Source organism: Oceanirhabdus sp. W0125-5, assembly GCF_027938815.1.
Lineage (GTDB): Bacteria > Bacillota > Clostridia > Clostridiales > Clostridiaceae > Oceanirhabdus.
In genome coordinates this window covers 3605021-3623416 of record NZ_CP115913.1, presented here as the reverse complement: position 1 = coordinate 3623416, position 18396 = coordinate 3605021, and the positions used below count along the sequence as shown (strand labels likewise).

24 protein-coding genes are annotated in these 18396 nt (G+C 30.0%); 22 read left to right on the top strand and 2 right to left on the bottom strand.

The genetic code is table 11. The features are described 5' to 3' along the window. The first annotated feature begins 106 nt into the window (after window positions 1-106). Genes lspA through pyrR form a run of 3 tightly spaced genes read left to right on the top strand, consistent with a single transcriptional unit; the run spans window position 107 to window position 2043 of the window. Complete coding sequence (gene lspA / locus OW730_RS16810; protein ID WP_271229587.1) at window positions 107-583, top strand: signal peptidase II; 477 nt, start codon at window positions 107-109, stop codon at window positions 581-583. Beyond that, entirely contained in the window at window positions 576-1493 is a 918-nt protein-coding gene (locus OW730_RS16805) for an RluA family pseudouridine synthase (RefSeq protein WP_271229586.1), read from the top strand. The genes lspA and OW730_RS16805 overlap by 8 nt, the downstream gene beginning before the upstream one ends. A gap of 10 nt (window positions 1494-1503) precedes the next feature. Beyond that, window positions 1504-2043 carry a bifunctional pyr operon transcriptional regulator/uracil phosphoribosyltransferase PyrR gene (gene pyrR / locus OW730_RS16800; RefSeq protein ID WP_271225209.1) on the top strand — a complete coding sequence of 180 codons (540 nt, stop codon included), beginning with the start codon at window positions 1504-1506 and terminating at the stop codon, window positions 2041-2043. A 161-nt stretch (window positions 2044-2204) separates the two neighbouring features. Here the strand turns inward: pyrR and OW730_RS16795 are convergent, their stop codons facing one another. Next, the gene (locus OW730_RS16795; RefSeq protein ID WP_271225208.1) at window positions 2205-3050 is read right to left on the bottom strand and encodes a DUF2785 domain-containing protein; all 846 of its coding nucleotides are present in this window, start codon (window positions 3048-3050) and stop codon (window positions 2205-2207) included. Between the two features lie 365 nt (window positions 3051-3415). Next, window positions 3416-5152, bottom strand: a complete 1737-nt coding sequence (locus OW730_RS16790; protein WP_271225207.1) for an Rqc2 family fibronectin-binding protein — start codon at window positions 5150-5152, stop codon at window positions 3416-3418. Between the two features lie 289 nt (window positions 5153-5441). On the opposite strand from OW730_RS16790, the gene OW730_RS16785 reads away from it, so the two are divergent. The 19 genes from OW730_RS16785 to OW730_RS16695 all read left to right on the top strand — a co-directional run bounded on the left by OW730_RS16785 (window position 5442) and on the right by OW730_RS16695 (window position 18164). After that, entirely contained in the window at window positions 5442-5897 is a 456-nt protein-coding gene (locus tag OW730_RS16785; protein ID WP_271225206.1) for a pilus assembly FimT family protein, read from the top strand. Then, window positions 5881-6372 carry a type II secretion system protein gene (locus tag OW730_RS16780; protein WP_271225205.1) on the top strand — a complete coding sequence of 164 codons (492 nt, stop codon included), beginning with the start codon at window positions 5881-5883 and terminating at the stop codon, window positions 6370-6372. Before OW730_RS16785 ends, OW730_RS16780 begins: the two co-directional genes overlap by 17 nt. Then, window positions 6338-6757 (top strand): hypothetical protein, encoded by a 420-nt coding sequence (locus OW730_RS16775; RefSeq protein ID WP_271225204.1) that lies wholly within the window; start codon window positions 6338-6340, stop codon window positions 6755-6757. Before OW730_RS16780 ends, OW730_RS16775 begins: the two co-directional genes overlap by 35 nt. Continuing rightward, complete coding sequence (locus tag OW730_RS16770; protein ID WP_271225203.1) at window positions 6742-7152, top strand: hypothetical protein; 411 nt, start codon at window positions 6742-6744, stop codon at window positions 7150-7152. The genes OW730_RS16775 and OW730_RS16770 overlap by 16 nt, the downstream gene beginning before the upstream one ends. Window positions 7153-7428: 276 nt before the next feature. Next, window positions 7429-7986: an elongation factor P gene (gene efp, locus OW730_RS16765; protein WP_271225202.1), complete on the top strand. Its 558-nt coding sequence runs from the start codon at window positions 7429-7431 to the stop codon at window positions 7984-7986. A gap of 664 nt (window positions 7987-8650) precedes the next feature. Further along, the gene (gene spoIIIAA, locus OW730_RS16760) at window positions 8651-9541 is read left to right on the top strand and encodes a stage III sporulation protein AA (RefSeq protein ID WP_271225201.1); all 891 of its coding nucleotides are present in this window, start codon (window positions 8651-8653) and stop codon (window positions 9539-9541) included. Then, window positions 9534-10052 carry a stage III sporulation protein AB gene (locus OW730_RS16755; RefSeq protein WP_271225200.1) on the top strand — a complete coding sequence of 173 codons (519 nt, stop codon included), beginning with the start codon at window positions 9534-9536 and terminating at the stop codon, window positions 10050-10052. The genes spoIIIAA and OW730_RS16755 overlap by 8 nt, the downstream gene beginning before the upstream one ends. 12 nt (window positions 10053-10064) lie before the next feature. Then, window positions 10065-10259, top strand: a complete 195-nt coding sequence (spoIIIAC, locus tag OW730_RS16750; RefSeq protein ID WP_271225199.1) for a stage III sporulation protein AC — start codon at window positions 10065-10067, stop codon at window positions 10257-10259. 10 nt (window positions 10260-10269) lie between these two features. After that, entirely contained in the window at window positions 10270-10659 is a 390-nt protein-coding gene (gene spoIIIAD, locus OW730_RS16745) for a stage III sporulation protein AD (RefSeq protein ID WP_271225198.1), read from the top strand. Between the two features lie 2 nt (window positions 10660-10661). Continuing rightward, window positions 10662-11831 carry a stage III sporulation protein AE gene (gene spoIIIAE, locus OW730_RS16740; protein ID WP_271225197.1) on the top strand — a complete coding sequence of 390 codons (1170 nt, stop codon included), beginning with the start codon at window positions 10662-10664 and terminating at the stop codon, window positions 11829-11831. Window positions 11832-11841: 10 nt separating this feature from the next. Then, entirely contained in the window at window positions 11842-12435 is a 594-nt protein-coding gene (gene spoIIIAF / locus OW730_RS16735; RefSeq protein WP_271225196.1) for a stage III sporulation protein AF, read from the top strand. Window positions 12436-12514: 79 nt separating this feature from the next. Next, the gene (locus OW730_RS16730) at window positions 12515-13195 is read left to right on the top strand and encodes a stage III sporulation protein AG (protein WP_271225195.1); all 681 of its coding nucleotides are present in this window, start codon (window positions 12515-12517) and stop codon (window positions 13193-13195) included. A 20-nt stretch (window positions 13196-13215) separates the two neighbouring features. Continuing rightward, window positions 13216-13707 carry a SpoIIIAH-like family protein gene (locus OW730_RS16725; protein ID WP_271225194.1) on the top strand — a complete coding sequence of 164 codons (492 nt, stop codon included), beginning with the start codon at window positions 13216-13218 and terminating at the stop codon, window positions 13705-13707. A gap of 79 nt (window positions 13708-13786) precedes the next feature. Further along, entirely contained in the window at window positions 13787-14197 is a 411-nt protein-coding gene (locus OW730_RS16720) for an Asp23/Gls24 family envelope stress response protein (protein ID WP_271225193.1), read from the top strand. Window positions 14198-14617: 420 nt separating this feature from the next. After that, complete coding sequence (gene nusB / locus OW730_RS16715) at window positions 14618-15013, top strand: transcription antitermination factor NusB (protein ID WP_271225192.1); 396 nt, start codon at window positions 14618-14620, stop codon at window positions 15011-15013. A gap of 11 nt (window positions 15014-15024) precedes the next feature. Next, window positions 15025-15870 (top strand): bifunctional 5,10-methylenetetrahydrofolate dehydrogenase/5,10-methenyltetrahydrofolate cyclohydrolase, encoded by an 846-nt coding sequence (locus OW730_RS16710; protein ID WP_271225191.1) that lies wholly within the window; start codon window positions 15025-15027, stop codon window positions 15868-15870. Further along, window positions 15848-17077 carry an exodeoxyribonuclease VII large subunit gene (gene xseA / locus OW730_RS16705; protein WP_271225190.1) on the top strand — a complete coding sequence of 410 codons (1230 nt, stop codon included), beginning with the start codon at window positions 15848-15850 and terminating at the stop codon, window positions 17075-17077. Before OW730_RS16710 ends, xseA begins: the two co-directional genes overlap by 23 nt. Before the next feature lie 2 nt (window positions 17078-17079). Further along, a complete protein-coding gene (xseB, locus tag OW730_RS16700) occupies window positions 17080-17280 on the top strand; it encodes an exodeoxyribonuclease VII small subunit (RefSeq protein ID WP_271225189.1) in 201 nt (66 codons plus the stop codon). Between the two features lie 20 nt (window positions 17281-17300). Next, the gene (locus OW730_RS16695; protein ID WP_271229585.1) at window positions 17301-18164 is read left to right on the top strand and encodes a polyprenyl synthetase family protein; all 864 of its coding nucleotides are present in this window, start codon (window positions 17301-17303) and stop codon (window positions 18162-18164) included. Window positions 18165-18396: the final 232 nt, after the last annotated feature.

Here is an 18396-nt window from a genome sequence, read left to right as displayed (position 1 = left end):
CTCTTTGATATTAGTTATTTGACACTTGATATCAAATGTTGGATATCAAGTAGATATTGTTATATACTTTATTTATGAATGCAAAATTTAAGGGGGTGAGTTCTTGCTGGAGTTGATTATAATTGTACTTGGAGTGATAGTTGATAGAGTAACAAAAATCTGGGCTGTAAATTTAAAAGGTCAATCAGGAATAACTATAATAAAAGGATTCTTTGATTTCGAGTATTTAGAAAACAGAGGAGCTGCATTTGGAAGTTTTCAAGATCAAAAGATTTTTTTAGTTGGCTTTACAAGTATCGTTCTAATAGCATTAATAGTATTTCTTATTAAAGAAAGAAAGAACAATAGATTAATGGGTATTAGTCTTGCTTTAATTATTAGTGGGGCGATAGGAAATTTATATGATAGGATTTTTAATGGATTCGTAATTGATTTCATTCTAGTTCACTATAAAGATGTTTATTATTATCCTACTTTCAATGTAGCTGATATATTAGTGGTTGTTGGAACTGGATTATTAATGTTACTTCTTATTAAAGAGATGAAAGATGAGAAAAAAGGATTGGATGAAAAGAATGTGTAAAATTGATTTTATAACAGAAGAAGAGCAAGTTGGTAATAGATTGGACATGTTACTTGGTAAAATCGATAGTAACAGATCCAGAAGTTTTTATCAAAAAATGATTGAGCGTGGAGAAGTCCTAGTTAATGGAAAAACTGTTAAAAGCAAATATAAAGTTAAGCTTGGAGATAGGATTGTAGTTGAAGATACACAGCCAATTCCTTTAGAAGCAGTAGCAGAAGATATTCCAATTGATATAATATATGAAGATTCAGATATTGTAGTTGTTAATAAAGAGCAGGGGATGGTTGTTCATCCAGCACCAGGAAATTACACAGGAACTCTAGTCAATGCCCTTTTATACCATTGTGATAATCTTTCAGGAATTAATGGAGTAATAAGGCCAGGAATTGTTCATAGAATAGATAAAGATACATCAGGTATATTAGTTGTGGCAAAAAATGATTATGCTCATATGAAGCTAGGAGAGCTGTTTCACGAGCATGATATAAAAAGAGAATATTATGCTCTTGTTGAAGGGGTTTTAAAAAGCAATAGTGGAATTGTTGATAAACCTCTAGGAAGAGATCCTAAAACAAGGGTGAAGATGGCTATAGTTAAAGATGGTAAGAGAGCTGTAACGCACTATTCAGTTGTTGAGAGATATAAAGGTTATACTCTTGTTAAATGTCAATTAGAAACAGGAAGAACTCATCAAATAAGAGTTCATATGGCATCTTTAGGTCATCCACTAGTTGGAGATCCAATTTATGGATTTAAAAAGCAGAAGTTTAATTTGAAAGGGCAGATGCTTCATGCTAAGTCCTTAGCCTTTGTTCATCCCAAAACAGAAAAGTATGTTGAGTTTGACTCTGATTTACCAGAATATTTTATAAAAATACTGTCTAAATTAGAAAAGATAGAAGTTTAGGAGAGATATTATGATATTGAAAGCTGAAATTTTAGATGATAAAGCTGTTAAAAGAACACTTACAAGAATCGCTCATGAAATAATTGAGAAAAATAAAGGGGTAGAGGACCTAGTTCTTGTTGGTATTAAGAGTCGAGGAGTGCCTTTAGCTAATAGAATTGCTTCACTAATTGAAAAATTTGAAGATGAACCTGTAAATATTGCTACTGTAGATATTACATATTATAGAGATGATTTAACAGAAGCACATGAATCTCCTGTTTTAAATAAGAATAACATTGAAATGGACCTTAAAGGCAAAAAAGTAGTTCTTATTGATGATGTTATATATACAGGAAGAACAGTTAGAGCAGCAATGGATGCTGTTTTTGATAAAGGTAGAGCTGACTCTATTCAATTAGCTGTTTTAGTAGACAGAGGTCATAGAGAACTTCCTATCAGAGCAGATTTTGTTGGCAAGAATATACCAACTTCTAAAAAAGAGAACGTAAAGGTACATCTTGCTGAAGTGGATGGAGAAGACAGCGTTAAGATATACGATATGGAATAGAACATTAAAAGAAATGTATAATGTATAATGGATAATGTAGAATGAAGGAGGGTTCTGACCAGAGGTCAGAACCTTTAATTTTATTGTTCTTTAGGAGAATAGATGATTACTCATTTTATCTTGAGATAAAATATTGTATTAAATTAATATTAGTTATTTTATTAGTAATCCTCACCAAAAAGACTTATTTTCTTTAGCACCTCTTTAACTATTTTTACTAGTTGGTCATACTTCGTTTTATTAACAAGTCTAAAGTATAAGCTTTTTAAGAAAATAGTTACATTAAATGTAATGAGCATATAATCATGATATACACCTGCCTGATATATACCTGGTTTTTCTATGTTACCGAAGCTTCTGATCCATTCTTCAATTTCTTCTACAGGAATTATATCTCTTTCCAAAACCGCCTGAACAGCTGATATCATACGCTCATCCTCGAAATGAATATATCCATAGTAATTTATGTTGATTTTTTTATATATTGAATCTAATATTGCTTTTAGTCCTTCATATCCTATTATTTTACATTGTGCAAGTTCCATCAGAGCATCAGCACCGTGGGCAGCCCCATGAGCCCAAAATTTACCCTCTACAAAGCCTCTTACATCCCTGTCCTCATTATAAAATTTCATAATTGCATTAAAAGCTTTTAAAATATCGCTATCTGATAAAAAACTCCTATGCTTATAGATGATACATGCAGCAATTAAAACGGAATAAGTCCTGTCAAAAACTTTATCCCCAATTTCGCCCAATCCATTGAAAAGATGTTTTTCGTCTATTGCTATCATAAATATGTCATGTGCTTCTTCAGGTGTCAGAACATCCATCAGTATCCAATTAACCAGAACGTGATAAACCAACTCATCACGCAGTTCACCGTCAGTATCTCCTATATAATCCATCAGTTCTAAGGAAAATTCATATGGGTTCACCCCCTCTGGTAGTTTGTATTCGTTATCTTTTATATTTCTTAATAATGTCTTTAATGCGTTTCTCTCCATATATTTCCCCAACCTCTCAATATTTTTTTGAGTTCATTTCTCTTGTCATAGGTTACCATATCTTTTCCTAAAAGCCTTTATTATACTATTCCGTTGCAACTATAATTATACAAAATATGGATATTTAATGCAATTATTTGATGCTATGTATAAATATATACATTCACACATTAAAAAAGAGTTGATGATTTTGAATTCTATCACCAACTCTAAAATATTGAACGTGAAATACAATGTTTTCCCTAAAGGAAAACGAGTAAACTTCTATTGTTATCTAACCAATAAAATGTAGCTTCTGACAAGAGTCAGAAGCATCCATCATTATACATTATACATTATCAATTATACATTTGTTTTAGTCGGTTTTACTCTACCTCTTCCAGTTTCGGTTCAACTGGATCTATAAAGAATGTTTTATTAGTATAATAAATAACCATTCCAGGTTTTGAACCACTAGGTTTTTTTACATTTTTAACTTCGGTATAGTCTACAGGTACTTTAGTTGAATTTTTCCCTTTGCTGTAATAAGCGGCAAGATTAGCTGCTTCATCTAAAGTTGATTCAGGAATATTGCCTGAATTTTTTACTATAACATGTGAGCCAGGAATGTCTTTAGTATGCATCCATATATCGTTTTTAGAAGCAAACTTAAGGGTTAAATAATCATTCTGAAGGTTATTTTTCCCTACATAGATATCAATGCCATCACTAGATACAAAGTGTAGAGGTGCTGACTTTCCTTCCTTTACTTTCTTTTTGGATTTCTTTTTCTTTAGATATCCACTTTCAATAAGCTCTTTTTTTATCTCAGATATTTCACCTGTACTTCTGCAATTTGAGATATTTACTAATACAGAATTTAAATATGAAAGTTCTTCTTTAGCTTGAGTTAATTGTATTTGAGCCATCTCTTCAGATTTTTTCATCTTATTATATCTTTTATAATACTTTTGAATATTTTCAGATACAGTTTTATTTGGATCTAAAGTAATCTCTACATATTCCTCTTTATCAGTTACATAATAATTTAAAAGAGAAACTTTTTCACTACCTTCTTCTACACTATGGATAAAAGAAGTTAAAAGTTCGCCATAAAGCTGGTATTTATCTCTCTTTTTACAATCAACAAGTGTTTTCTCAAGAATTTTTATCTTCTTAGCGCATCTATCAATATTGTTAGATACTAATTTATGAATCTCAGCACTTTTTCCATGCATTCTGTCTTGAAGATCTTTTTCATAATAAAACTTTTCACATAGTTCACTAGGATTATCAAATTTATTGAAATCCATATGGCTATTTATTAAATGACTTAGTTCAACACAGTGGAAAGTTTTTAAGTAACCATCTAAGGTATAGCTTCCGAAGTTTTTATTATTAATTTTAAGTTCCTCTAAAATTTCTTGTATTTGATTTATACGACTTATTATTGAATCTGTATTCTCATCACCCTTGAGGTCTAATCTATAAAGTAATTCTTTTGATAATTCAGCTCCAAAACCAGTAAAGATTCTACTAAATATTTTCTCGGAAAAATCAAGTTCTTTAAGTTTTGATAATAAGTCTTCTTTTGTAAAGTTATAAGGGTCAAGAAGCTTTGATTCTGGTGGATATACATAAGGTAATCCGCTTAGAACTGTACGATATGTATTTTTAGATAATCCAATGTGCTTAATACTATCCATTATAATATTATCTGAATTTCTTACTAGAGAAATATTGCTGTGACGCCCCATAATCTCAACTATAAGTATAAAGTTACTTACAAAACCAAGTTCATCAGTACTTTCAAAGACAATATTAAGAACTCTGTCAGTAGTCAATTGTTGAATATCTAGTACTCTTGCTCCTTTTAAGTATTTTCTTAATACCATACAGAACATTGGAGCAGATAAAGGATTTTCTTTTTTAATATCAGTAAAATGTATTCTAGGATAGTTTGAAGAAGCACTAATTAATAAGCCTCTATTTTTTCTATTAATTTTAAAATTTAATATTATTTCATCTTTTTCAGGTTGAGAGATTTTTTCAACTCTTCTTCCAATAAGTTCTTTTGAAAGCTCTTCAGTTAAAGACTTTAAAAAGAAACCATCTAATGCCATAGTAATCATCCTTTCTATGTAAACTTAAAACTCATTAATACTCTTGACAAATCTATAGATATACTAAGTTAAAAATTGATTTATTCAAATAGATAAAATGTTTGTTCTTAACATCCATTTTTTTACTTTTGGAATATTTGAATAAGTAAATTTTTAAACTAAAGAATCTATATATATTATACCATTAAAACTTGTTTTAAGCATTAAAAGTAAAAATATGTATAGAAAGACAATAATAACAGAATAAAAAAAGATAAAGTGTAAATAATTTCTAAATGAGGTGGTGTCCTTGTGTTATAAAAGTAGAAAGGGGATAACCCTTGTTGATGTAATGCTTACCTTAGGGATTCTCCTAATAGTATTAACAATAAGCAGTATATCAATAAGAAATATTCAAAGACTAATAATTAAGAATAGAGTCAGCGTAGAGGAAGAAAGTATTGTTGATTTTATTCAAGGGGTAAGGTTAGAGTGCATAGAGAATAAACAAGATGGAGAAATAATTGTTGATTGTTTGAGGAATAGACTTTTGTTTTCTATAGAGAATAAGGTGATTCGAAAGTTTCAATGCGATAAATACATAGATTTATATGGATTAAATATAAACGGTGGAGAGTATAACAATTATATAAAAATTAGAAAAGATGGGTATATGTCACCGTGCTCAATATTGTATAAGAATGGAATGGGCTATGAAAGGAGAATAACCACAAGGGTTAATTTAGGATATGTTCAAATTAAATAAAAAAGGGTTTTCATTCGTGGAATTATTAATATCCTTAACATTAATGGGAATATTAATGATTAGTTTTGCTATAGTAAATGGTTACTTATTAAAAGTTATTAATAACCGAAAAAAAGTAGAGGTCTTTAATGATATTATAGAGATTACTTACTATGAATTAAAATATAACTCCTTGATTGTAAGAGAAACTACAAAATCACAAGATGTTTATTTAAATGGAAGTGCTGCATATTTATTAAGAAATGAAAAGATAGATAACTTGTTATTGAAAGAAACAACAGAAAATGAGTATTTTTTAATAAATATAGATTGTGATTATGATCCATTCATTAATAAGGTGAAAATAATACTTTATAGTGATTCAAATAAAGAATGGGAGAAAGTTATATATGTTCCGAAAAGTCATACAGAAGAAAAAGAAAGGGTTGTCACTTATAGAGATGCTTTTAGTATTAGTTTTCTTTACCATAATTAATGGTTTATTGATTACTATGATAGCTATAACATTTAAAATGTGGGCATATGCTCAAACAACCTATTCACATGATAATCAGTATACGAACTTAAGCTTATATCTTAAAAGAGAGATTGAAAATCCCCAAAATATAGATTTATTAGTTAAAGAAAATTCAATAGAAATCCAAAGAAATAATAATAAGATTATTTTTTCATTAACTAGCAATGCTTTAAAAGTGAAATATATTGATAACTGGGGAAGGAAGCTGAATGAGAATATTTTATTGATAAATATTGAGAAAATAGAATTCATAGAAAAAGGGGAACTACTATATATTGTGCTAGTAAAGGATGGTGTTGAAAAGAATTGGGTGTTTCTAAGAAAAAAATGGGTGGATTTTTAGTAACAACTTTAATATTAGGAGCAATTATAATTGCATTTTTACTAACATTATATAAGGCATATTCAAACAAAAATAAATACCAAAGTAAAGTTAGATTAATAGCATATACAGACTATAATCCAAATTTAGAATTTAAAATTCAAAAATTTTATGGTTTATTAAATAAATTAAAAACAGATGGAAAAATTCAAATGTTTCTAAATGAACAATTTAATGAAAAATTAAAAGAAGAAGGTTTTATAGGTTATAAAGTAAATAAAGGTAATAAAGAAGTAGAATTAAAATTTGAAAAAGATAAATATTTTAACTACATTGTAAATTTTGGATATAATGACGATAATCAGCTTAAGATTATAATAAAAAACATCTATGAAACAAGGAAAAATGAGAATTAAAATCAGATATATTGGTCATATTAATAATGAACAGTTGAAAATAGAGCTTTATTCTGATAGAATACTAATGGTGTATATGTTATTTGGTAAATATATGTCATAGTGGTTTATTAAAGTGTTTAACATGATTTACTTGTGTATTTAGATGCTATAACTAGTAATGAGCTTTATTTTGCGATATTTAACATAATATACTAAGTTAAATTTTGATTGTAAATACCATAAATTTAATGTAAAATTTATGAGTATGGTGAAATATAATTTTGGAGGGATAATATGATTTCAGCAGGAGATTTTAGAAAAGGTGTTACTTTTGAAGAGAATGGACAAGTTTTTACAATAATTGATTTCTTACATGTAAAACCAGGTAAGGGAGCTGCATTTGTAAAAACTAAACTTAGAAACGTTATTAATGGTGGAATAGTAGAAAAATCTTATAATCCAACAGCAAAAGTACAAGATGTTGTTATTGAAAGAAAAGAAATGCAATATTTATATAATGATGGAGAGTTATACTACTTCATGGATCAAGAAACATATGAGCAAATTCCTTTAAATTATGATATGGTAGAGCAAGCTATTAAATATCTTAAAGAGAATATGTTTGCAATAATCAAATTCTTCAAAGGTGAAGCTTTCTCAGTTGAAGCTCCTAACTTCGTTGAATTACAAGTTATTGAAACAGAGCCAGGAGTTAAAGGAAACACTGCTACTAACGTAACTAAGCCAGCTAAATTAGAAACTGGAGCAATTATTAATGTGCCTATGTTCGTTAACGAAGAAGATATAATCAGAGTTGACACTAGAACAGAAGAGTACATGGAAAGAGTTTAATAAAAGCATAATTGAAAATTGAAAATGTATAATTGATAATGTAGGATGGTTCTGACTGAGGTCAGAACCTTCATTTTATTTTTAATCAAACAAAAAAAGGTTTACTCATTTTATCTTAAGATAAATATTGTATTTAAAATACAATATTTCGCATAAGGTGAAATAAGTAAACCTTTTTTCTACTAAAGAATGAGAAAATGTAGTTTCTGCAGAGCAGAAACATCCATCATTCTCCATTCTCCATTATACATTATACATTTCTTTAAAGCCTATGATGTGCATATGGCTTTATTTTTTTGTAATAATTTTTATGTATACGAAATAAGAATTTATATATAAGGGCAAATAGATAAACTACTGCGTATGTTTATCTATACAAAGAAAAAATAATAAAGAAGAAAGAATAAATATTGTTGATATTCTTCATTCTTCAGAATATCTATAATTTAAAAGTACAGAAATAGAGTATAAAGTAGTTACCTCTAAATTAACTTGGGTTATGCAATATAATCTTTTCTTATTTCATAAGCTTTCAGCTCTGCTGAAAGGTATTGTTATTTGTTCTTTATTCACTATTCTTTATAAATGCTTTATTTTTTAAATCTCATTATGATAATAAGTTTTAAAAGAAGATAAATTTTTTTAGTTACAAGGGGGTGAGTTTTTGATTGATGAATTTATGAAAGTGCTATCACCTGAAATATTTGCAATAGTCAAAACTTGTGTTAAGTCAATTCAGGAAATAAGGGTGAGATGTGGTAAAAATTTAGTGGTGATAACCCATGAAGGAGAAAAAAGATTTGATTATATTGTTACTCAGTACGATATAGATGTGATTGTTAGGAAGATAAGTCAATTTTCTAGATATGCTTTTAACGATGAGATAAAACAAGGGTTTATTACAATAAAAGGTGGACATAGAGTAGGGTTGTGTGGGTCCTGTGTATTAGAAAAAGGAGAAATAAAGACATTAAGAAACATATCTTCATTAAATATCAGACGAGCTAATGAGATTATAGGGGCGTCAGATAAAGTTATAAATGAGATTATGACTAATGATGTAGTTAATAATGCTATTATAATTTCTCCACCAAGATGTGGGAAAACAACACTCCTGAGGGATCTTGCTAGAGTGATTTCTGATAAATATAAATTGAATGTTTGCATAATCGATGAGAGAGGTGAAATCGGAGCATGTAGTGATGGAATACCACAATTAAATGTAGGTTCCAGAACTGATGTTTTTGATCGTTGTCCCAAAAGTAAAGGAATAATGCTTGCAATAAGGAGTTTATCACCAGATGTAATAATTTGTGACGAGATTGGAACAGATGAGGATATGATAAGTATTATTATGGCAGTTAATTCAGGTGTTAAGATTATAACTTCAATACATGGCTTCGATGTAGAAGATCTTTACAAAAAGAAAGTATATTCTCGAATAATTGAACATAAAGTTTTTAAAAGAGCAATTATTTTAAACAACTTAAAAAAAGTAGGGGATATTACATCAATTGTTGATCTTGATAAAGGAAAGGGGGATAAAGGTGCTTAATTTTCTAAGTTATTTGATAATTATCCTAGGGTCTACATCAATTGGAATTTTGTATGGAGAAAGTATGAAAAAAAGACTTAACCAGCTAAATGAAATGGACAGAATAATGTTATCTATTAGCAATGAAATTACATATTTAATGACACCATTGCCAGAACTTTTTCGGCGTATCGCAGATGATTCATCTAGTGAGTTCAAGCAGTTTTTTAACAATATGAGTATTAGGATGGTCAATGGGGATTTATATGATATTTTTGATGCATATAAGAGTGTTAGGGACGAGCTATCTAATGAATTTTACTTTAAAGAATCAGATATTAAGGTAATTGATGGTTTTTTTAGAAATCTAGGAAACAATGACCTTAGGGGAGAACAAAACTCTATTGAATATAACAGGTTAAAGATGAAACGAATTATCGAAGAGGCAGATAAGAAATTAAAAAAAGATTATAAGTTAGTGACTTCTTTATCGTTTGCACTTGGCTTAGTAGTAGTAATTATTATTGTATAAAGGGGGATACCAATGGAAATATCATTGATACTAAAAATTGCAGGTATTGGATTTTTACTAGCAGTAATTGATAAGGTGCTTACAGGAGCTGGAAAAAAAGACTGGGCACAGGTTGTGGACCTAGTAGGTGTTATTGTTGTCATATTGATGATACTATCATTGATTGGGCAGTTATTCACATCAGTAAAAACGATTTTCCAGTTATAAGGAGGAGATTATGGAGATACTCAAGATTATATCGTTGGCATTTATAGCGATGATATTATATCTATCGCTGAAAGATGAGAAAAAAGAATTAGCGTATTTTATTCTTCTAGCAAGTGGCATAATAATCATAATTTTTATCGTTCCCAAGATGAAAGCAATAGTTCTCTTTTTAGAGACAGTATCTATTAAAACAGGGGTAGATATTATTTATCTCAATACAATATTTAAAATATTAGGAATAGCTTATTTAACAACGTTCTGTACAGAATTATGCAAGGATGCCGGTGCTTCCTCATTAGCTTCTAAAGTAGAAGTTGCTGGTAAAGTTATTATTCTTTCTTTAGGAGTACCGATTTTAATGGCTGTTTTGAAATCTATCGTGAGCATAATAAGTGCATGATTATGAAAATATTAAGAAAGAGCTTAATTGTATTAATTCTGTTATTAACATGTACTGGGAACTTTGTAAGTGCCCTCGATGATAATGGAGGGGTAACCCTTGACAGAGAAGAACTAGGTAAAATAAATAAGCTATATCAATACATATCAAATCTAGGGAATGATTATGAAATAATAAGGGACATGAATCCTAAAGAGATTGTGGAAAGCTATATGAAAGAGGGCAGTGGTGGAATGACATCAAAGGATATAGGAAGAATAATCTCGCTGTATATTACAAGAGAAATAAGAGTTGTATTTAAAATGCTAGGTTCTTTAGTTGTTATATGTCTGATCTGTGGACTTCTTACACAGCTGCAGGCTGCATTTGCTGAGAATGAGATCTCCAGCATTGCATATTATGTTTGTTATTCTATGGTTTTATTGATTATTGGGAATAGTTTTTATGTAACTTTAACTTTAGCTAAGGATACAATAAATTCTATTGCTAATTTTATGGATGCTCTGATGCCGGTTCTGATTATGCTTTTAGCTAGTGTGGGGGGATTTACACAAGCTGTATTAATGGATCCCATTATAATGTTTGTTGTGAATTTTTCAGCAAGAGTAATGGTTAATTTTGTTTTTCCAATGATAGTTCTAAGTTTTGTTCTAGCATTTGTAAACAATCTATCCAGTGAGAATAAAGTTAAAAGTTTAAGCAAGCTCTTTGGGCAGGTTACATTATGGGTACAGGGGTTTATGTTGACGATTTTCGTTGGTATCGTAACTATAAGAAGCATGGTATCAAGTTCAATAGATGAGGTTACACTTAAAACAGCGAAATTTACTGTGGACAAGTTTATACCTGTTGTAGGGAAAGCATTATCTGATGCCTTAGCAACTATAGCTGGATATTCATTGTTATTAAAAAATGCTATAGGGTCTTTGGGAGCTATCGTATTGATAGTGATAATACTTATGCCAATAATAAAAATTTTGGTTTTAGGATTTATGTTTAAATTATCAGCAGCAATCATTGAACCTATAAGCGATAGTAAAATTGTAAATGCTATTAACGAAGCTGGAAAGGCAATAATATTAATTCTTACTTGCGTTATATGTATTTCAGTTATGTGTTTTATAATGATTGCTATTGTGGCTGGAACAGGTAAAGGGATAATGTTCAGTTAGGAGGTTAACGATGATAGAGCTAATAAAAGAGTGGATCATAAGTATATGTACTATGATTGTCATAATGACGGGCGTTGAATTAATACTGCCTAATAACAAATTAAAAAAGTACTGTAAATTCGTTATGGGATTAATTTTAATGTTAGTTATAATAAATCCAATAATAATTGCTTTAAAGCCTTCTTCAGCCATAAATGTAAACTTTGATGAATTTAATTATGAATTTCAAGAAAGAGATACCTATGAGTATGAAAAATATAGAGATAAGAATATCGATAGAACACTCAAGGTGTATAGAAATAATATTGAAAAAGAGTGTCTTAAGAGTTTGAAGGAGGAATATCCAGATACAAAATTTAGTATGGATATAGAGGTTAGTTATGATGATTCTGAGGGGATGTTTGTAATTGACGAAATTGCAATTGGAGTAAATGGAAACAGTAGTATTAAGAGAGTAAAGCCAGTTGTAATAAGTAAAAATAAGAGTGTTGAGAATGAAAATGAAAACAAAAATAATGAAAACTTAAATAAAATAAAGAAACATATTGGAAAGCTCTTAGATCTAGAGGAAAAAGCAGTTAAGGTATATTCACAAGATGATTGATTAAAACTTTATAGTAATAATTTAATTCTATGGGTTATATAAATATAGGGAAATAAATTTGAAATTAGGAGGGGATACAGTGGGAGATAATAAAAAATCAATTTTAGACGTTTTTATTAATAATGCCTTGCTAAATAGCATATTAAATATATTAAAAAAGCTTTTACCAAAAGAGAAAAAAGGAAGAAAAATATACAACGGAATTATCATAATATTATTTCTGGTATTAGGGGCCTTAAGCTATAATCTTTTGAACAGTGCCTTTAAACAGGATAGTGAAAAAATTTATGGTAATAACGTGGTGCCGACACAGGGTGTTAAAGACGAAAAATTCGTAAGTACTGAAGTGGGTAATTACAAGAAAAAGAAAGAAGAAGAACTAACTACTTTTCTAAATGATTTACAGGGAGGGGGCAAAATTACAGTAATTATGCATTTTGAAAGTAGTGAAGAAAAGGTCATTGCAACCAATATTAATGACTCAGTAAGCTTAACAGAGGAAGCTGATGATAATGGAGGTACAAGAAAGATAAATACCAATCAAAATGGGAGAACAGTTGTCACTTTGAATGAGGGTGATAAGACAAAAGCCTTAGTAACAAAAGTAGTCGAGCCAAAAGTTATTGGAGTAGTAGTAACAGCTGAAGGAGCAGCAGATAGCTTGGTAAGACAAAAAATGAAACAAGCAATTTTAACCTTGTATGATCTCAAGTCAGATCAAGTAGAGGTATACCCAATTGGGTGTGAGTATAAGAATTAAGATGATATGGAGGGAAAATAATGGATAGAAAGCAAGCAGGTATTCTTGTTTCTTTATTAGTATTAATTGTCATCGTAGGTGTGGCTTCTTGGAAATTAAACGGTGATTTACCACCATTGAATTCACCAGTTGGAAATTTGGGAGTTGAGCAAACTGAAGAAGAAAATGATGATTTTATTAAACAAATAGTTGAAAGAGATACTACTTCAGCAGCAAATATGCAAGTTCTTCAAGATATTATTGATAATAAAGATAACTCTGAAGAAGTTAGAAATCAAGCTTTAGAACAGCAAACAAGAATGGTAGTTCAACTTGAAAAAGAACAAAGCTTAGAGAGACAACTTAAAGCTCAAGGATATGAAAATGTACTTTGCCTAGTTGCAGACGACTTCAATAATGTAAAGGTATATGTTAAATTAGAAGAGGATTTAACTGAAGAGCAAATGGCGGAAATTAGAGCTATTGTTGTATCACAGACTGAAATCAGAGAAGTTGAAATTTCTAGAAAATAATAAAAACATTGAAGAGTCTTCTCCTATTTGGTATAATTACAATAATTAAATACCTAAGGTTGATTAGGGGGTAAGATAAATGGAAGAAAAAAAATCTTTAGAAAAAATCGAAGAAATGGAAAAAGGAACTGTTAAGATATCTGATGATGTTATTGGCGTTATAGCTAATTTGGCAATTAATGATGTAAATGGAATTGTTGGTATAACATCAGGTATAGTTGAAGGTTTCACAAATATGTTCAGCAAGAAGAACTTACATAAGGGTATTAAGATCTCTTTTGAAGAAAATAAAGCATCTATAGATCTTAATATTGTTGTTGAGTATGGTGTAAAGATTCAAGATGTATGCCATGAAGCTCAAAAGGCAGTGAAAACACAAGTGGAAACAATGACAGGAATTGATGTGGAAGCTGTAAATATCTATGTTCATGACGTAGTGATACCTAAAAAGACTGAAACCATTTTGGAAGAAGAAACAATCACTGAATAAAAGATGCACTTTGTGTGCATCTTTTTTTTTTTTAGTTGAAAGTGGAAAGTTGAAAATGGAAAACGAATGATATTTCTCTTCGAGAAATTTTAATTGTATTGTTATAAGAAAAATAAATAGTTACTCGTTTCATTTGTAATGAAACATTGTATTTCAAATACAATATTTTATCCTAATATAAAATGAGTAAACATTTACTTCTCTAAAGAACAATAAAATGTAGCTTCTCACGAAAGTGAGAAGCATCCATCGTTGTCCATTGTCCACTGTCAACTGTCCACTTCTTTAAAAGGTTTTTAATTTCTAGTTGTGGTTTAAAAAGAATTAGGGTATTATATATAGTTGTGATAAATATGATAAAAATGTGGTAAAATTATAATACCAAAGGTAAAAAAGGTAGTTATATATAAGGAGGCAAATATGAACAGAAGAAAATCAAGAGAAGTTGCCATGAGAATACTATTTTCAATGACTCTTAGTGGTAATGATATAACTAGTGCAATAGAGAATTTTAAAAAAGCAGAATTTGAAGATATTGAGCAAGTTGATTTTGAATATGTAGAGATGATACTTAAGGGAGTACAAGAACATAAAGAAGAGATTGATAAAAATATCCAAGATAAACTGCATAATTGGAAAATTAATAGACTTTCAAATACTAGTCTTGCAATAATGAGAATTGCTGCATTTGAGATAGAACATGTAGAAGATGTTCCTGCTAGAGTTGCAGTAAATGAAGCAATTGAGTTAGGAAAGATATATTGCGAAGATAAGGCAACGGATTTAATAAATGGAGTATTACATAACTTCGTTTAAGGAGTGATTTTTTGGGTATAAAACTAAAAAGTAAAGAGCTTTGTGGAGAGATTATCACTCAGCTTAAAAAAGATGTTTCATTGTTAAAGAAGAGTTCCATAGAGCCTACATTAGCATCAGTACTTATTGGTAATGATGGAGGCTCGATTTTTTACACTGGTATTCAAAAGAAGAAGTGTGACGAGGTTGGGATAAAGTACAATCTACATAGATTACCTGAGGATATTTCCTTCCAAGAGTTAAAAACTCTTGTAGAGAAGTTAAATAATGATGAAAATATTCACGGTATATTAATACAATCACCTCTTCCTAAAGGATTAGATGGGAGAGATGTGTTTAATTTAATAAAACCAGAGAAAGATATAGATTGTCAGACCACTACTAATATTGGAAAAGTTTATAGTGGTGAATTTGATTTTGCACCATGTACAGCAATATCTGCATTAGAATTAGCTAAACAGACAGGTGTAAAATTTGAAGGTAAAGATGTTGTTGTAATTGGAAGAAGTAATGTGGTTGGGAAGCCTTTATTTCAATTATTGAATAATGAAAATGCAACTGTTACAGTGTGCCACCTTAAAAGTAAAGATATAGACAAAAAATGTAGGGAAGCAGATATTGTATTTGCTTGTGCAGGAAGCCCTAAACTGGTTGATGCTAGTTATGTAAAAGAAGGCAGTATTCTAATTGATATTGGAACTACTAACGTAGATGGGAAAATTGTAGGAGATATTAATTTAGAAGAAGTTATTGATATTGCTGATTATGTAAGTACAGTACCAGGAGGAGTAGGGCCCTTAACAACTATTATTCTTTTAAGAAATGTTGTTTCTAATGCAAAAAAGAGTAAGGAATGATTATATGTACTTAAAGAGTTTAAGTGTAACTGAACTAAATCAATATGTAAAGAAAATTCTAGAGAATGATTTTATTTTAAGAAATGTTTTAGTTGAAGGAGAAATATCAAACCTTAAATTACACAGCTCTGGACACGCTTATTTTTCTTTAAAAGATAAAGGTGGAAAAATAAATTGCGTAATGTTTAAGAGTGATGTAGCCTTTCTAAGCTTTAAGCCTGAAGATGGGATGAAGGTAAACATAAAAGGGAGAGTTTCTTTGTATGACAAAGAAGGAAAATACCAATTTTATGTTACTGAAATGACTAAGAAAGGTGAAGGAGAGTTATTTGTTAAATATTTAGCTCTTAAGAAAAAACTTGAAGAAGAAGGCCTTTTTGATGAAGTTTACAAGAAGGAAATACCTAAGTTTAATAGAAATATAGGGGTAGTCACATCACCCACAGGAGCAGCTGTTCAAGATATAATTTCAGTTGCTAAAAGAAGATTTGAAGGGGTAAATATTTATATTTCCCCTTGTTTAGTACAGGGGATTAATGCACCGAAATCAATAATTAATGGGATAAAAGAATTAGAAAAACTTAAAGAGATTGACTTGATTATAGTCACAAGAGGTGGAGGGTCACTAGAAGAACTTTGGGCTTTTAATGATGAGGAGTTAGCAAGGTGCATATTTAAATGTAAAAAGCCAATTGTTTCAGCTGTAGGTCATGAGACTGATTATACTATAGTTGACTTTGTCAGTGATGTAAGGGTCCCTACACCATCAGCAGCAGCAGAAATTGCTGTTTTCGACTCAACAAAGTATATTGCTCTTTTAGATGAAATGACAATAAGACTACAAAATTCTATGTATAAACATATAGATGCGAAAAAATATAGCTTAAATCTAATGAAGGAGAAACTTTTAAGAAATTCTCCTGAGATGATTGTGAGAAATAAACTTAAAGATATTATAAATACAAGAGAATTCCTAAGCAATAAGATGGAAAGTACACTAGTTGTATTAAAAGAACAATTAGCAAAAGAGTGTGCTTTGTTGAATTCGTATAATCCTTTAAATGTACTTCAAAAGGGATATTCTATTATTCAAAAGGAAGATGGTACAACAGTTAAGGGAAGTAATATGATAACTGAAGACGAAGTTTACAAGTTTACATTCGCAGAAGATAAGGTGTATGGTAGGATAAATCTATTGGAGGAGTAAATATGGGTAGAACTAAAAAATCATATGAAGAAAAATTCCAAGAATTAAAGGAATTTGTTAAAAGCTTCGAAGGAGATGAACTTCCTCTCGAAATAGCTATGAATAACTATGAAAAAGGGATAAAACTCTGCAACGAGCTTTATAAGGAGCTAAAAGAGGTAGAAGGAAAAATCCAAATTTTAAATAAAGAAGAGGAAGTTTAAGCGAGGTTAACCATATGAATATAGATCAAATTAAAATCTTAGTTGATAGTTGGTTGAATAATTATTTTAAAGATAAAGGTACATATGAGAGTAAAATCTATCAGTCTATGGAATATAGTATTGTTAATGGCGGAAAAAGAATAAGACCAATTTTGGCTGTTCTTACTTATGGACTATATAAGAACGATATAAAAGAGATACTTCCAATGGCATGTGCCATTGAAATGATACATACATATTCACTTATTCATGACGATCTCCCTTGTATGGATGATGATGATCTAAGAAGAGGAAAACCTACTAATCACAAAGTTTATGGTGAAGGTTTAGCTGTTTTAGCTGGAGATGGATTATTGAATGAGGCATTTAACATAATGTTGAAAGAAGCTGCTATAAACGGAGAAAAACATTTAGAGGCTGCTACAATTTTAGGTGATGCTTCTGGTGTTAATGGAATGATTGGTGGTCAGGTAGTTGATATACTAAGTGAGAATAAAGATATTTCCTTTGAAGAATTAAGCTTTATTCATGCAAAGAAAACAGGTGCACTACTAAAAAGTTCCATATTAGTTGGGGCTTCAATTGGGGGAGCATCAAAGGCAGAATTTGAAATTTTAAGTGAATTTGGTTCAAAAATAGGGTTGGCTTTTCAGATAATTGATGATATATTAGATGTTGTAGGAGATGAGAACAAAGTTGGTAAGAATTTACGAACTGATTCTTCTAGAGAAAAGAACACATATGTTAAGTTTTTTTCAATTGATGAGTGTAGAAAAAGAGCTGCAGATTTAACAAATGAATGTTTTGCTCTTTTAGGTAAAATAGATAAGAATACTGAGATTTTGGAAGATTTAACAAGATTTTTATTAGAGAGAGACTATTAGAATAATTACTTGATTTTATAGATATTGCTTAATATGTTATAATAATTAATGTTGATAGATAGAATAAAGTGGTGCAGTATTCTAGTCAGGCAACTATTTCTCAAGGCGGGGCTAAAAATCCGTCGAAGGGCACATCGATGAAACTCCTGGTGGATGCTTAAGACGCCCAGTCTTGGGTGTGTGCTGGGAGGAAGGTGGTGGGGCAGCCGCAACGGCATGCGCAACTGACCCT